This window comes from Hymenobacter elongatus (assembly GCF_004745955.1).
GTDB classification, from domain to species: Bacteria; Bacteroidota; Bacteroidia; order Cytophagales; family Hymenobacteraceae; genus Hymenobacter; species Hymenobacter elongatus.
Genome location: NZ_SRLD01000035.1, coordinates 21,418 through 36,737 on the forward strand (window position 1 = coordinate 21,418; position 15,320 = coordinate 36,737).

Annotated in this window: 11 protein-coding genes; 2 read left to right on the forward strand and 9 right to left on the reverse strand. The window is 60.0% G+C overall.

The genetic code is table 11. The features are described from left to right. Positions 1-5: 5 nt before the first annotated feature. The 6 genes from E5J99_RS15970 to E5J99_RS15995 form a co-directional block, all read right to left on the reverse strand. Complete coding sequence (locus E5J99_RS15970; RefSeq protein ID WP_167852177.1) at positions 6-2,042, reverse strand: outer membrane beta-barrel family protein; 2,037 nt, start codon at positions 2,040-2,042, stop codon at positions 6-8. A gap of 291 nt (positions 2,043-2,333) precedes the next feature. Continuing rightward, positions 2,334-2,768: a MauE/DoxX family redox-associated membrane protein gene (locus E5J99_RS15975; protein WP_135498818.1), complete on the reverse strand. Its 435-nt coding sequence runs from the start codon at positions 2,766-2,768 to the stop codon at positions 2,334-2,336. Positions 2,769-2,775: 7 nt separating this feature from the next. After that, positions 2,776-3,147, reverse strand: a complete 372-nt coding sequence (locus tag E5J99_RS15980) for a hypothetical protein (RefSeq protein WP_135498819.1) — start codon at positions 3,145-3,147, stop codon at positions 2,776-2,778. Positions 3,148-3,398: 251 nt separating this feature from the next. Then, positions 3,399-3,713 carry a hypothetical protein gene (locus tag E5J99_RS15985; RefSeq protein ID WP_135498820.1) on the reverse strand — a complete coding sequence of 105 codons (315 nt, stop codon included), beginning with the start codon at positions 3,711-3,713 and terminating at the stop codon, positions 3,399-3,401. A 589-nt stretch (positions 3,714-4,302) separates the two neighbouring features. Continuing rightward, positions 4,303-4,677 (reverse strand): transposase, encoded by a 375-nt coding sequence (locus E5J99_RS15990; RefSeq protein WP_167852178.1) that lies wholly within the window; start codon positions 4,675-4,677, stop codon positions 4,303-4,305. Positions 4,678-4,925: 248 nt separating this feature from the next. Next, positions 4,926-7,976: a M16 family metallopeptidase gene (locus E5J99_RS15995; protein ID WP_135498822.1), complete on the reverse strand. Its 3,051-nt coding sequence runs from the start codon at positions 7,974-7,976 to the stop codon at positions 4,926-4,928. Between the two features lie 673 nt (positions 7,977-8,649). On the opposite strand from E5J99_RS15995, the gene E5J99_RS16000 reads away from it, so the two are divergent. Together E5J99_RS16000 and E5J99_RS16005 are read left to right on the forward strand one after the other, a co-directional pair. Continuing rightward, positions 8,650-10,365 (forward strand): M28 family metallopeptidase, encoded by a 1,716-nt coding sequence (locus tag E5J99_RS16000; protein ID WP_135498823.1) that lies wholly within the window; start codon positions 8,650-8,652, stop codon positions 10,363-10,365. A 166-nt stretch (positions 10,366-10,531) separates the two neighbouring features. Further along, positions 10,532-10,936 (forward strand): hypothetical protein, encoded by a 405-nt coding sequence (locus E5J99_RS16005; protein WP_135498824.1) that lies wholly within the window; start codon positions 10,532-10,534, stop codon positions 10,934-10,936. 111 nt (positions 10,937-11,047) lie between these two features. On the opposite strand, the gene E5J99_RS16010 is transcribed toward E5J99_RS16005, so the two are convergent. From E5J99_RS16010 to E5J99_RS16020, 3 genes are all read right to left on the reverse strand, one after another. Beyond that, positions 11,048-12,457 (reverse strand): MFS transporter, encoded by a 1,410-nt coding sequence (locus E5J99_RS16010; RefSeq protein WP_135498825.1) that lies wholly within the window; start codon positions 12,455-12,457, stop codon positions 11,048-11,050. A 118-nt stretch (positions 12,458-12,575) separates the two neighbouring features. Next, positions 12,576-14,333, reverse strand: coding sequence for an alpha-amylase family glycosyl hydrolase (locus E5J99_RS16015; RefSeq protein ID WP_394345954.1), 1,758 nt, complete (start codon positions 14,331-14,333; stop codon positions 12,576-12,578). 200 nt (positions 14,334-14,533) lie between these two features. Next, a complete protein-coding gene (locus E5J99_RS16020; RefSeq protein ID WP_135498827.1) occupies positions 14,534-15,241 on the reverse strand; it encodes an SDR family oxidoreductase in 708 nt (235 codons plus the stop codon). Positions 15,242-15,320 lie beyond the last annotated feature (79 nt).

The window sequence follows — 15,320 nt, forward strand, 5'->3', positions numbered from 1 at the left end:
GGCCGTCACCGGTTGCTCTTCTCGCCGACGTCGTCCAGCTTCAGGTTGGACTGGCCTTCCTTATACTTGAATTTCTTGCCGAAGCGATATGTGGCGCTCACAACCAGGGACTGGAACTGCGGCCGGTAGTCGGTGGTGTAGGTAAAGGTGTCGGCCACGTAGCGGCTCACGAAATGGGACGTGTTGAACACGTCCTGGGCGTTGAGGGTGAGCAGGTACTTGTCCTTGATGGAGCGCTGCACCACCACGCCCACCGTGTTCCAGCCCGTGGCCGTGCCGTTGAGCAGGATGCGCGGGGTGTCGTAGTTTCCCGTCAGCACCGCGTACCAGCTTTTATTAAACCGGTAGTTGAGCGTGGCATTCACGCCGGCCATAAAGCCCGCGTTGGAAAGGCCCAGGGCCTGGTTGGTGGCCTGGTAGTGGGAGAAGTCGAACGTGGAGTTCAGGCTAAGCTTGCCCAGCTGCAGCGTGAGGCTGGGCGCGAGGCCCGTCACGATTTCGGTGCCGGCATTGCCGTAGGTTGTCACTACCACGTCGTCGGTGCGGGGAATGATGTAGGCCAATATGGCATCCCGGGTCCGCCGGTGGTAGAGGCTGCCGCTGAGGCTGTAGTGCTTGCGCAGCAGGGTGGCCGATAGGTCGAGGAGGTCCTTGAGCTCCGGGGTCAGGCTGGTATTGCCGGTGACTATGTTTTTGGGGTCGCGGCGGTCCTGGAAGGCGTTGAGGTAGGAGATGCCGGGGCGCCGGGTTTTGCGGGTGTAGCTCAGGCGCACGCTCAGGCTCTCGCTCAGGGGCCGAAACAAGGCCAGGCTCGGGAAAAGATTGAGGAAAGAGTTGCGGTATTCGGGCTCCTGACGGGAGTAAAACCGGTTGCCCACGTACTCGGCGCGGAGCCCGTACTGCAGCTTGGTTTTGCCCAGCGTCATGTTCTGCAGGCCGTAGAGGGCACTCGTGTACTGGTCGAACAGCACCTGCTCGCCGGTGCCGACGGTAGCGCCAGGATACGTCGAACGGCTCAGGCGGGCCACCTGCCGGGTACCCACCTCCCAGCTGCCGCCCGGCCCCATGGGCTGCTCCCAGCGTAGCTGCACGGCCGTCTCATTCTTGTAGCTGCGAAAAGCGTCGTGGCCCTGCCAGGCTTCGTCCTGGTAGAGCGTGTTATCCACTGTTTCCGTGCGGTAGCTGTACAGCGCGTCCGCCACTAGCCGGCGGCCGCGCGCGTACTGCTTGTCGGCCGATACACTGGCCGACACGCCCGTGTTGGACAGGTCGCGCAGCTGGCGGATGCGGAAGGACGTAAGCTCGTCGGAGGCAATCCGGCCGGAATACGCCACGTCGTTGCGCGACCAGAGCGTGAAGCCATCCACGAACAGCTTGGTGGAAATCAGCAGGGTGGTATCGACTTCCCAGTTGGTGCTGGCCCCCACGTTCAGGGAGTAGTCGTAGGCCGTGCGGCCGCCGCTTTGCCGCAGGGCGTAAGGCTGGCCCTGGGGTGTGGTGCCCACCCGCTCGGCCGAAAGCTGCCCACCGTTGGGGTGCGTGTAAAGCCCCGCGCTGAGCGTGGAGCTCACCCGGCCCTTTTTCACCAGCAGGTTGCCCGAGGCCTGGTGGTTGAAGCGGGTGCCCGCCCCCAGGTTGATGCTGCCGCGGTAGCCGTCCAGCAGTTTCTTCTGCAGCACGATGTTCAGGGCGCCGCCGGTTTTTTCGGCGTCCAGGCGGGCAGAGCTGGGGGCAAGTACTTCTATCTGCCGGATGGCACTCACGGGCAGGCTGCGCAGCCAGTCGGTTAGCTGCCGGCTGTTCATCGGCGTGGGCACGCCGTCCACCAGAATCTGCACGTTGCCGTCGCCCCGGATTTTGAGTTCCCCCTGCGGCCCCACGCTGACACCCGGGATGAGGTTGAGCAGATTGTCGGCGCTGGCGGCGGAGCTGCCCTGAAAGCGACTAGCGTCCACGGTCATCTTATCGATGTCCACGGTTATCGTCTCGCGCTTGCCGTCCACTACCACTTCCTGCAGCAGCAGGCTGCTGCGCCGCAGCAAGAGACGGACGGTATCCTGCTGCGCCGCTGGTGAAATTCGCAGCAGCTGGGGCGCATAGCCCAGACTGCTGACGGCCAGCGTCAGGCTGCGGCGGGCACGGTAAAAACGCCGCGCGGTCCCGTCAGAACGGAGTGCCTTCCTTCGTCCGCCACGATGCTGGCGCCCACCAGCGGGGTGCGCAGCGAGTCGTCCAGGATGATGCCGTGGACGACAGGTGCCGCCCCCGATTGGGCCCGCGCCCGCCATGAGCCCAGCCCCAGCGCCACCACCAGCAAGCCGCCGGCCAGCCGGCTACGCATGGTTCGGCCCTTCAGGGGTGAGCTGCTTTTCCAGTTGCAGACAGATATAGGTGGCTAGCAGCGTAAAAGCCACGTTGAAGGCGATGTGCAGGGGGTAGCCCATTTGTCCCAGCACCCCGCCGCAGGAGCAGGGTATCGACTCCTTGGGAAACAGGGCCACGAGGGCACCCAGGTACATCGAGAAAAAAGCCATCAGCCCCAGGCTGGCGTAGATGGCCCATTTAAAGTACCGGTCGGTAAACAAGGCGACGGCAATCAAGAGCTCGGCCAGTGGAACCAGGTAGGACACGGCCGGAATGGCAAAGGCCGGAATAAGCGGGCTTTTGCTGAGCTGAGTCTGAAACAGCTCAACATCCAGGCCTTTGACAAGACCGGCATAGGCAAATAAAATAGCCAGCGGCAGGGAAAGAAGGAAAAGCTTTTTCATGCGCGGATTACATTTTTTTGTAAAGCACCAACTGGTTTCCTTCGGCTACAAAAAGCGAGTCGCCGGTGACGGCCAGGGCGCTGAAGCCATTGCCGGTATTTTTGCGCACCCGAATGCTGCCGACGTAGCTGCGGTGCAGATCGTAGGTGTCGATGTAGCTCTCGTGCGGATATTTCTTTTTGGTCGTCGATTTAACCCGGGAATACACATAAAGAAGGGAATCGGCAGCGGCGGCCACATTTAAGCGCTTGGTGGGCTCTTTGAAGGTATAGAATTCGCCTACGCGGCCGACTTCGTAGTGTTTATCGGCGTGGCCAATGGTATGTAGCGTGCGCAAATACCGGCCTGCGGCGTCGAACGCATAGATGTTGCTATTCAAATAAGATACGCTGTAGATAAAGCCGTTTTTACCCTGAATGAAAAATCCGTCCGAATTCATGCCGTGGTCACCCAGGCGCTTAATAAGGGGTGAATCATCGTTGGCGTACCGCTGCGGGCGTCGACGACTTTGAACATGTCATCCTTGGCCTCCGCCTGCGCCGGATCGGGGCCCTTGACTAAATAGGAACCGGCATTCAGCGGAATAAAGCGGGAGAAATGAAAGGACTTTAAATTCTTAATCCGGTACGCTCAGGTGCGCATGTTGAGGGCTACCATCATTTGGGTGCCGTCGGTGGCGTAGGCCGTATCGCCCTGCACGGAGAAGTTCAGCACCATGCGCAGGCTGGCCGGAAACCGCAGCTTACCGACGGGTTGCAGGCTCAGGCTGTACACGTACACTTCGGGGCTTTGGGCACTCACGGCATAGAGGCGGTGGCCGGATAGCAGGAGGCTACCGGGCCAAAATGCCAGCTCCGCCGCCGTTTGCCGGCCATACTCGCTTTTGACGGTCCGATTGTAGTAGGTTTCCAGGGCAGTTTCCTTTTTGCGGAAAGCCCAGGTCATACTTCCAATAGCAATAAAACAAAGGAGTAGAATTCCGGCTATTTTTTTCATGGAAAACGGGCATTGGGGAGTAAAAAAAAGGCCGGAATCAATTCCAGCCTTTTCTTATTCACGCCAGCGTAGGTTATTCGGATACTTCGATTTGATCCAGGCCCTTGGTGAAAACAATGCCGTCGGTAGTCCGGGCACAAGCTTGGCCGCTGCCGGGGCAGGTCAAGCCGCCCTGCGCAGTGGCCGTAGAGCTGGCGCTAACCATTCCTGCGATGGCCACGAAGGCAACGAGTGCAGCATACAATTTGGTTGGTGTCTCCTACTAGCAGGAGGTGCTTCAAACATAGAGAAACCCAGACCCGGCGTAAAGGACAGAATGCTTAAAAATAACCATTGTATTAATCAGTGAAATGGTTAAATATATTTTATATAGTTCGGCAAACATAAAAGGCTGTCACTGATGTAGGGTCAGTGATAAGCAACAAGCAAAGCGTAGAAGTAGTGAATTTGTGACAGTCGGCAGCTGATTTTTCTCTTGAAATGATGAAGCTGTTTAGAAAGTCGCCAACCGCAATCAGCAGGACGTTCTTTTGACTTTCTAAACAGCTTCGATAAAAGGAGCCTGTTTAGGGTTTGTTCTTTGGGGTATTTTACGGAGTAGCAGGACAGAAAAGGCCGGAAAGTGGAAGGCCAGCCAGTTGTCCACGTTGGTTTCGTAGCGCACGAGCAGGGTTTTTAACCGATCTACCCAAGCATTGGTGCGCTCAATGGCCGTGCAGTGGCGGTAGAGTTTTTCATCACAATATTGGTTAGCGGCTTCCTCGCTTTGGCCCGAACGGGGCTTGTAGGCAATGTTGGCCTCAATGCCCCGACGGAAGCAGTCGTCGCGTAAGCTATAGGCAGCGAAGCCACTGTAAGCATTCAGAAACAGCCCTTCGAGTGTTATGTGGGCCACTTCTACCAGCGTGCACAACTCGTCAAATAAGGTTTCGATGTCAAACAGGTCATGGTGGTGTCCCGCCTGCGGCGTGGTGCAGGCCAGGGGGCGGGCCCTTGTTATCGGCCAGGGGTGCCTGGCTCCGCTCGAAGAGCAGCAAATCAGCGACGCAACCGTTCGAAAAAGCCCTCCCGGCCGCATGGCTGGGAGGGCTTCTAAGTTTTGGGTAAGGAAAAGCGCCTGCGCAGAACCGGGCTTTCCAACCAGCCAGAAGCGGATAAAAGCTACTCGCCTTTTTCCTTCACTTTGGCGCTATCATCGTCCTTTTTCTGTTTGCGCTTGGTTTTGCGGCCGTCCTCGTACTTGGCTTTGGATTTGGCCTTTTTCACGGTCTTCGCGTCGGGAGCCGGGGCAGCGGCAGGAGCAGCCGTTACGGTGCCGGCCGCCGGCACCGATTTGCTGAGGCGGTTGCCCTCGGCATCCATTTCCACTACTTCGTAGCCGAGCGTCGTGATGCCGGGGAACACCTTGCCCCGGTCGCCGACCACGACGATGTACATGTTATCGATGGGCAGGTGTTTTTTGGCAGTGGCCTGTACGTCTTCCTTTTTGAGGCCACGCAAAATGGCGCTTTGCTGCTGCACGAAGTCCGGAGTGAGGTCGTATTCGAGCAGGCGGGCCAGGAAAGCGGCTTTCTGCTGCCCCGTTTCGTACCGGAGCGCGTCGCTCTGGCCCACCGAAGTTTGCAGATACTGCAGCTCCTCGTCGCTGATACCCGTGGTGTAGCCTTTGATTTCCTTGCCAAACTCGACCAGGGAAGCCGTGGTGGCATCGGCCCGCACGCCGGCCTGGGCCGTGAATGGCCCGGCGTAGCGCGTGCCCTGGAAGCCCGAGCGGGCTCCGTAGGTGTAGCCTTTCTGCTCGCGCAGGTTCTGGTTGATGCGGCTCGTGAAGGAGCCGCCCAGCAGGTAGTTGGCCAGGGTAGCGCGGTAGTACTCGCCGGCCGCGTCGTAAGGCAGCGCCAGGTAGCCCATCCTGATTTCCGACTGGGCGGCATCCGGCTTGTTGACGAAGTAGATGCGCGTTTTGTCGGGCTGCTTGCTGGGGTTGTCGGCCGGCAGCCGCAGGCCTTTGCGCCCCCAGCCCTGCAGAAAGCCCAGCTTGGCCACCACGTCCTTCTGCTCTACGTCGCCCACGATGACGAGGTGGGAAAGGTCGGGACCGTAGTACTGCTGATAAAACTGCTTCACGTCGTCGAGCGTGAGGCTTTGCACCGTGGTAGTAGTACCCATCACGGGCACGCTCATGATGTCGCCGGGACCGTAGAGCAGGGCCGCGTACGTTTTGTCGGCAATGACGGTGGGCTGGGTGCTTTGGTTGGCAATGCCTTCCAGCTGCTGCTTTTTAAGGCGCGCAAAGTCGGCCGCGTCAAAGCGGGGGTGCAGCAGGCGCTGGTCGAGCAGGGCCAGCGTGGCGGGCAGATTCTTGGTCAGGCTCTGCACACTGACGGTGGTATTGTCGGTGCCGGGGCTGATGGTAATAGAGCTGCCCAGGCGTTCCAGCTCGGCGGCAAACTGCTCGCTGGTATACTTTTGGGTGCCTTCGTTGAGCAGGTAGGCCGTCAGGGCCGCTACGCCGGCTTTGCCGGGGTCCAGCTGCTCCAGGCGGTGGCCGCCCCGGATGGTGAGCAGCATATTTACCAGCGGCACCTCGGTGCTGCGGGTGCCCATCACGCGCAGGCCGTTCTGAAATTGCTCCTGCCACAAAGCCGGCACCTTCACCTCCGGGTTAGCGCCCGCGCCGGGCATCTTGCTCCGGTCGAAGGTATCGGTGGCCTTCACATAGGTCAGGCCTTTGTACTCATCGGCGGGTGCTTCGTAGGCTTCTTTGCTGACGGTGTAGTTATCGGGCCGGGCTGGTGCGGTGGGGGTCGATTTGGGTAGTACGCTCAGCACCACGGCTTTTTTGCCTTTGATATACTGCGTGTACACCCGCTGCACATCGGCTTTGGTAAGGGCCCGCAGGCGTTGCAGCTCTACGGTCAGGTAGTTGGGGTTGCCGCTGTAGGTTTGGTTGGCCGCCAGCCGCGACACCTTGCCGCTCACGCTGCCCAGGCTGGTCACCAGGGTAGCTTCCCGGCTGGCTTTAAAGCGCTGAATGTCCTCGTCGCGCACGCCGCGCCGCTCAAACTCGCTCAGGCTTTGGCGCACCCGGTATTCGAGGCTGTCGAGGCCCTTGCCGGGAAAAGCGCGGGCCGAAAGCGTGAATTCGCCGGCCAGCTCCGCCGTGGGGTGCGCGGCCTGGGCCGCCACCGCCTTCTGGGGCTTAATGAGGTTCTGGTAGAGCAGCGAGTTTTTGCCACCTCCTATTATTTCGGCCAGCGCGTCCAGCGCGGTTTCATCGGGGTGGTTTTGGGGCACCGTCGGAAACACGAGCTGCACCAGCGGAAAGCGGATGTTGTCGGAGTAGCTCACGTAGCGGTCCTGGGTCAGCTTGGGCGTCGGCAGGGTCATGTCCTGCACCGCCGGTCCGCGCTTGATGGTCCCGAAATACTTCTCCACCAAGGCCACTACCTCGGCCGGGCGCACGTCGCCGCCCACGGTGAGCGTGGCGTTGTTGGGGCCATACCAGCGCAGAAAAAACTGCTTCAGATCGTCCACGTTCGAGCGGTCCAGGTCCTCGAGGTAGCCAATGGTGAGCCAGCTGTAGGGGTGGCCGTAGGGATACAGCGCTTTGGCCACATACTGGCTTACCAGGCCGTAGGGGCGGTTGTCGTAGTTCTGGCCCCGCTCGTTTTTCACGGTAGCGCGCTGCACCTCGAAGCGCTTCTGGGTCACGGCATCGAGCAAAAAGCCCATGCGGTCGGACTCCAGCCACAGCGTGCGCTCCAGCTGGTTGCTCGGCATGGTTTCGTAGTAGTTGGTCCGGTCGCGGTTGGTGCTGCCGTTGTTGCTGCCACCGGCCCCCAGCGTAACCCGGTCGAAGGTGCCCTGGGGCACATGGTCGGAGCCCTCAAACATCATGTGCTCAAAGAAGTGCGCAAAGCCCGACTTGCCGATCTGCTCCCGGGCCGAGCCCACGTGGTAGGTCACGTCCACATGAATCAGCGGGTCGGAATGGTCTTCGGTTACGAGCAGGGTCAGGCCGTTGGCCAGCACGTATTTCTCGTAGGGAATCACCAGCTCGCCGGGCTTGCGGGTCACTTTTTCCACGAGGCGGGTGCCGCCAGCAGAAGCCGTGGCAGCGGCGGACGTTGGTTTTTTCTGCTGCGCCAGAGCCGGGGCCGTCGTCAGAAAGGCGCTCAGGCCCAGCAGCAAAAGAGAGTTGTTACGCATAGAAAGGAAAATCTGGAAGGAAGCGGGAAGGTACTGCGTTACGGTGGGGTTTGGAAGGTCGCTGCCCGGCGTGGGTACTACCTACGCTGCGCCCGACAAACCCGCTACCCGATGCAACAGATAGCAGCTCTGTGTTGCGGCTACGCACCCGTGCGCCTTGAACGGGAAACCGTGACCCAGAAGTTCGGTTGATTTTTAGCTAGCGCCCTGTGCACATCCGGCAGCTCCATTCTCCAGGCTGTATCTGAAGACTCCATTTATACTCGTCACGAAGTGAGATGCGAAAATTGGGCGAACGATGTAGAGACGCGACCCTTCGCGTCTCCGGGACCGCGCCGCGAAGGCATCGTTCAACGCCGAGACGCAAAGCGTCGCGTCTCTACATCGCTCTTGCAACTCACTTCATGATGGGTACAGGCAAAAATACCGTCCTGCTTCGGCTGCACGGACACCAGAGCAAGCATGCCTGTCCTACAATTCTCAGACACAACCTGGTCGCCACGACAGCGCTGTATAGCCAGGCAGTGCTCGTGCCGATGCAGTGCAAACAACTCCGGTGCCGGTAGAGTACGGCCACTGTCGCGAAGCGGTTAGCACTTGCAATACGACGCTTTTTTGGCACCTTGACGCCTTATTGCCTTCGCCTCCCTCTTCGCTCCCTTTCCTCTGCTGCATGCGCTTTTTCCCCTCTTCTCTGCTTGTCGGCAGTGCCTTGCTGCTGAGCGGGTTGGCCGGCTGCCAAAGCCGTACGCCGGATACGGCCGCCGGGCAACCCGCCGCCGCCGACATGCCCGCCGATACGACTCTGCCCGCCTCGCCCAACGACGGCATCACGGCCCAAGGCATCGGCGACTATATCAAGGTACTGGCTTCCGATGCCTACCAGGGGCGCAGGCCCTTTACCGTGGGCGAGCAGAAAACCACCGTTTTTCTGGCCGATGAGTTCAAAAAGCTCGGCCTCCAGCCCGGCCCCGACGGCACCTACTTCCAGAAAGTGCCACTGGTCGAAATCACCGGTACGCCCGCGCCTACCATGCAGATCAGCGGGGGCCAGCAGCCGCTCACGCTGAATTATAAAACGGACTACATGGCCTTTACCGAGCAGGAAAAGGAGAAAGTAGCGGTCAAGAACTCGGCGTTGGTCTTCGCCGGCTACGGCGTGGTGGCCCCCGAATATGGCTGGAACGACTACGCCGGCCTCGACGTGAAAGGCAAAACCGTGGTGGTGCTGGTGAATGACCCCGGCAACGCGGCCAACGACACCACTTTCTTCAAAGGCAAAGCCATGACCTACTATGGCCGTTGGGATTACAAATATGAGGAAGCCGCCCGCCACGGTGCTGCCGGCGTGCTCATCGTGCACGATACCAAGCCGGCGGCCTATCCGTGGTCGGTGGTGCAGAATAGCTGGTCGGGAGCCAAGCTCTACGGCCAGATGGCCGACAAAGGAGCCAGCAAATGCCAGGTGGCCGGCTGGCTAACCCTGGACGCGGCCAAAAAGCTGTTCACGGCCGCCGGCCAGAGCTACGACGAAGCCTACGCCGCCGCCAACAAGCCTGGCTTCAAGGCCTGGCCCTTGAACCTGCAAGCCAGCACCAGCATCAGCAACACGCTGCGCCGCCAAGAATCCAAGAACGTGGTGGCCGTGCTGCCCGGCACCACCCGGCCCACCGAGTACATCGTCTACTCGGCCCACTGGGATCATTTGGGCGTCGGCATCCCCGTGGCGGGCGACTCCATCTACAACGGTGCGGCCGACAACGCCAGCGGCTGCGCAGCTCTGCTCAGCATTGCCAAGGCTTTCCAGCAGGCCCCCGACAAGCCCGGCCGTAGCATCGTGTTTCTGGCCGTAACGGGGGAAGAACAAGGCCTGCTCGGTTCGATGTACTACGCCAGCCACCCGCTGTTTCCGGTGGCCAGCACCGTAGCCGACCTCAACATGGACGACCTGCCCAACCTGGGTCCCATGCGCGACTTGACCGTTATCGGCTACGGCCAATCGGAGCTGGACGACTACGCCCGCGCCGCCGCGCAGGAGCAGGGCCGCTACATCCAGCCCGACCAGAACGCCGATAAAGGCTATTTCTTCCGCTCCGACCACTTCAGCTTTGCCCACGTGGGCGTGCCCTCGCTCTACGCCAGCGGCAGCGCCGACAGCTGGCTGAAGGGCAAAGCCTACGCGCGTCGTATGGGCGAGGAGTTCGAGGCGAAGCACTACCATCAGCCCTCCGATGAGTATAGCCCCGAGTCCGATTTCCGGGGCATGGAGTGGGATGCCCGCCTGCTCTACCGCGTAGGGAGCCGCCTGGCCGCCGAAACCACTTTTCCGCAGTGGAAGCCCGGCTCCGAGTTTAAGGCCATTCGGGAAAAAAGCCAGGCCGCCCGCTAGCAGCACGGCAGTTCGCACTTCAAGCAGCCACAACCGCCTCTGCCAATCAGCAGCGGCGGTTGTGGTTTGAAACATAACCTACCCACCCGCGTGTTATGCGGGTGCCAGGCATCACCGCTTGGGGTTGTTTCTCTGGAGTTCTCCTTCTTATTAAGCACTGCTTTTCGTGGTTCTTCCCATCACCGAGCTTGAGTACCTGCGCTTGTCCTACCGCCCCGATCTGCGCATCCTGTTTATGCGCTGGAAGCGGCTGGTTTCTTCCCAGGAGCATCGGGAGGGCTACACCACGTCCCTGGATTTTGCCCGCCAGCATCGCGCTGGTCACTGGCTGATTGACCTGCGCATCCGGGGGCTGGCTTCATCCGAAGACTTCAGCTGGGTGCTGACTGATTTTCGGCGGGACATGACCCAAGCGCTGCCAGAAGCGGCATTTCGCGTCGCCTACCTGGTCACACCCTATAATCAGGAGGTAATTACTAGCCGGCTTCCGCCCCAGGAAACGACCTTTCGCGCTTTCATTGAAGAGCAAACGGCCTACCAGTGGCTGGGCGTGCCGGTGCTGGAGCAGTAGCGCCCACTCGTAGCAATTCTGCTGTGTCAGTACGGAATGCCTTGGCTGGTAAATAGAATAAAAAAAGCCTCTCCCGGCGACGGAAGAGGCTTTTCTGTTACAGGCAATGGCCTACACCTGCGGGTTCGTTTGTAGCGGCGAGTCGTAGGCGGGGTTGGCCAGCGCGGTGGGTTCTTCCGGCAGCCGGATGTCGTCGGCGTCGTTGACGCGCAACGTCAGCAGGCCCGAAATAATCATCGAAATCCCGCCCAGCACCAGCGTATACACCGACTCACCGTCGAATACATTCTTAGTGAAGAAGCCCAGAATCAGGCCGGCTACCACCTGCGGAATCACGATGAAAAAGTTGAAGACCCCCATGTAATAGCCCATCTTGTTGGCGGGCAGCGCTCCGGCCAGCATGGCGTAGGGCACACTCAGAATAGAGGCCCAGGCAATACCCACCCCTACCATCGAGAGCAGCAGCATCTTGGGGTCCTGAATGAAGTAAATCGAAATCAGGCCCAGGCCACCGGCTACCAGGCAGAGCAAGTGCGTGACGCGGCGGCTGGTGGCGCGGGCAATAGCGGGCAGCAGCAGGGCCGCAATAGCCGACACGCCATTGTAGACGGCAAAGCAGACGCCCACCCAGTCGGCCCCTTCGTTGTAGAGCTTGGAGGTGACGTCGGTGGTGTGGTAGATGTGGCTCGTAACGGCCGGAGTGGTATAAATCCACATCGAAAACAGCGCCAGCCAGGAAAAGAACTGCACGATGGCCAGCTGGGCCATTGTTTTGGGCATGTGAAAAATACCGGCAAACGACTCCCGAACGCCGTTCAGGAAGCCAGCTGTGCGGCGCTTTTCCTCCTCAAACTCCGCCATGTTTTCCGGCGGATACTCCTTTGTGCGCAGCACCGTCCAGAGCACGGCCAGAAAAAACACGACGCCGCCGATGTAGAACGCATACTTCACCGAAGGCGGAATCTGGCCGGCCGGAGCCGTATTGGGCACGTCAAACCAGTTGGTGAACATCCAGGGCAGCGACGATGCCACCACGGCCCCGATGCCGATAAAGAACGTTTGGGCCGCGAAGCCCGTGGTGCGCTGCTCCGACGGCAGCAGGTCGCCGACCAGCGCCCGGAAAGGCTCCATGCTGATGTTGATGCTGGAGTCCATAATCCAGAGCATGCCCACGGCCATCCACAGGGCCGTCACGTTGGGCATTACCAACAATGCAAACGAGGCCAGAATGGCGCCGACCAGGAAAAACGGGCGTCGCCGGCCCCACTTCGGACTCCAGGTGCGGTCGGACATGTAGCCGATGATGGGCTGCACCAGCATGCCGGTGAGGGGCGCGGCCAGCCAGTAGAGGGCTATTTCGGTGCCGCCCAGGGTTTCGAAAATGCGGCTCACGTTGGCGTTCTGCAACGCGAAGCCGAACTGGATGCCCAGAAAGCCGAAGCTCATGTTCCAGATTTGCCAGAAGCTCAGGCGGGGTTTGGTGCGGGTGTCAGCAGACGGAGCCGCTACGCTGGTTGCCATTGATGGGGGAATTTTAGGGGAGGAACTTAGAATGGAGAGCCCAGAAGTGAGAACTTAGAATAGAGAGCTCAGCAGTAAGAAACCGGCACGAGTTTTACTGCCGAGTTCTATTCTTCTACTACTTCTGCTTAATCTCAAAGATGTAAGCGCTGAGCGGGGTGAGCGTCATGGTCAGGTTTTCGGTGGCCGGGGAGTTGTTCAGCAGGTCGGTGTAGGTGTAAAACTTGCTGGCGTCCAGGCCCATTGCCTTCATGGCTTCCTTCGGGATGCGGATGGTAGGCGTCAGGGTAATGTCTTTGCTGAAGTTGGCAACGATGAGCAGCTGCTGCTTGTCGGTGTAGCGCAAATAGCTGTATACGCGGCGCTGGTCGTAGTTTTTGCCCAGGTTGTTGGCATCCTGCAGCTCGTAGAACTTGCCTGTGCGAATGGCCTCGCTGCTGCTGCTCAGGTTGAGCAGGCGGGAATAGAACTCGCGCAGCTGCTTCTGGCCGCCGTCGAGCTTGCCGCCGTCAAACTTGCCGCCGTTCATCCATTTCTGGTGCTGAGGCACGCCCCAATAGTCGAAAATGGTGGTGCGGCCGTCCTGGCCGCTGAAGCCTTCCGCCCCGTTGGCGGGCTCGCCCACTTCCTGGCCAAAGTACAGCATCACGGGCCCCGAGCCCAGCGTGGCCGATACCGTCATGGCCGGAATAGCGGTGCGTGGGTCGCCGGCAAACTCCTTGGACGCAATGCGCTGCTCGTCGTGGTTTTCGAGGAAGCGCAGCATGCGGGAGCCAAACCCCCGGCTTTCTTCGCTCCACACTTTGGTAATATCTTCGGTGGTGCCGCTACCCGTCATCAGGCGGCGCAGACCATCGTAGAGGCCTACTTTGTCGTAGAGAAAGTCGAATTTGCCCTTCTCAAGGTAGGTTTTATACTCCTTGGGGTTGTAGGCCTCGCCCAGGAAAAGGATGCCGGGCTTCACCTTTTTCACCTCCGGAATCACCCAGGCCCAGAACTCGACAGGCACCATTTCGGCCACGTCGCAGCGGAAGCCGTCCACGTCTTTCTGCGCCCAGTACACCAGAATGTCGCGCATTTTGAGCCAGGTATCGGGCACGGGCTCGAAGTAGGTTTTGCGCTCGTTCTGGTAGTCCACTCCGTAGTTGAGCTTCACGGTTTCGTACCAGTCATCCACTTTCGGCGCTTCCGAGAAAATGTCGTTGCCGGTGGCCTTGGCGGGCGTTTCCGTGTACTTGCCGTCCTCTTTGGGGCCCAGGGCCGCGCCCAGCGGGTTGCCGGCTTTGGGCACTACCAGGGTTTTGCCGGGCAGGTAATAGAAGTTGTTGTTGGGCGCAAAGGCCTTGGTTTTGTCGTCTTTCTCGCCCAGGTCGATGGTGCCTACGGGCTTGGCATTCGAGACGTACGAGCGGGCTACATGATTGGGAATGAAGTCGATAATGACTTTTAGACCGTTGGCGTGGGTGCGCTTCACCAGGGCTTCAAACTCCTGCTTACGCGTCTTCACATCCACGGCCAGGTCGGGGTCGATGTCGTAGTAGTCCTTGATGGCGTAGGGCGAGCCCGCCCGGCCTTTCACGACATCGGCATCGTCGGGGCCGGGGCCGCCGGCCTTGGTGAAGTCCGTCATGGTGGCATGCTCCAGTACGCCGGTATACCACACGTGGCTCACGCCCAGCTTTTTGATGGCCTGCAGCGCTACGTCGTTGATGTCGTTGAACTTGCCGACGCCGTTTTCAACGTTGGTGCCGTAGGGCTTGTTGAGGGCGGTTTTGTTGCCAAACAGGCGCGTCATCACCTGGTAAATTACCAGCTTGTTGTCCTGGGGCACCTCATCGGTGGTATTCGGGTCGGCGAGAGAAAGGGGCTCGGACACGGTGTAAAAGGAACTCGGAAGTGGAAGAGAGAAAGAGGCCAGAACCAAGCTGGCGGCAGCGGCTGGCAACAGCAGTTTTTTCATAGTGCTGGTAAGATAGGGAAAGAGGCACTAGGGAGATGGTGAAAGTGTGCGAAACTGGGGGGGGCTGCCCACGCGCGGCCTGCCCGGCAAGCATCCTGGTCTCCTTATTTGCCGGTCTACCACTCCTGGGTCAGGGGATGAATCATGAGCTCGTCGACGACGACGTGGGGCGGGGCTTCGAGCACGTAGCGCACGGCCTGGGCAATGTCGGCGGGCTTGAGGTGGGTTTTCTCGGTTTCCAGGCTGCCCGGCTTGGCCTCGTTGAAGTAGGTGTCGACCAGGCCCGGATAAATGGTGCTGACCTTGATGCCCTGGGCCCGGACTTCCTTGCGCAGTGAGCCCAGCATGGCGTCCTGGGCAAACTTGCTGGCTCCGTACACCGTGCCGTGCTCGAAGGTGCGCCGGGCCACGTCGGAGGTAATGCCCACGATGTGGCCGCTTTTCTGGGCCTTGAAATACGGCAGTACGGCTTTGCAGAACAGGAAAGTGCCTTTCACATTCACGTCGAACATCCGGTCCCACTCGTCGGCCGGGAAGTGTTCGAGCAGGTTGAAGCTGCCCACACCCGCATTGCAGACCAGAATATCGATCCGGCCGTAGTGGCGCAGGGCTTCGCTGATGACGTTTTGCACGTCGGTTTCGTCGGCCACGTCGGCTGGCACGGCCAGGCCGTTGGTTTTGTGGGCCAGCTCTTCCAGCTCGTCGGCCGAGCGGGCCACGGATACTACCCGGGCACCCTGTATGGCCAGCAGCAGGGCCACGGCCCGCCCAATGCCACGGCTGGCTCCGGTGACGATGGCAACTTTATCGGTGAGGTCGTTCATGGGTGACAGCGCTAGTGGTGTTTGGTAGAAATGAGGAAGGATAGTCTACAAAATTGGACGCGAAACGGCGGCAATGCGT

What these genes read in the sequence shown, in the direction of transcription:
- E5J99_RS16020 (WP_135498827.1), bottom strand. Translation starts at nt 15,241, where the DNA reads ATGAACGACCTCACCGATAAAGTTGCCATCGTCACCGGAGCCAGCCGT.
- E5J99_RS16000 (WP_135498823.1), top strand. Translation starts at nt 8,650, where the DNA reads ATGCGCTTTTTCCCCTCTTCTCTGCTTGTCGGCAGTGCCTTGCTGCTG.
- E5J99_RS16010 (WP_135498825.1), bottom strand. Translation starts at nt 12,457, where the DNA reads ATGGCAACCAGCGTAGCGGCTCCGTCTGCTGACACCCGCACCAAACCC.
- E5J99_RS15985 (WP_135498820.1), bottom strand. Translation starts at nt 3,713, where the DNA reads ATGACCTGGGCTTTCCGCAAAAAGGAAACTGCCCTGGAAACCTACTAC.
- E5J99_RS15975 (WP_135498818.1), bottom strand. Translation starts at nt 2,768, where the DNA reads ATGAAAAAGCTTTTCCTTCTTTCCCTGCCGCTGGCTATTTTATTTGCC.
- E5J99_RS15995 (WP_135498822.1), bottom strand. Translation starts at nt 7,976, where the DNA reads ATGCGTAACAACTCTCTTTTGCTGCTGGGCCTGAGCGCCTTTCTGACG.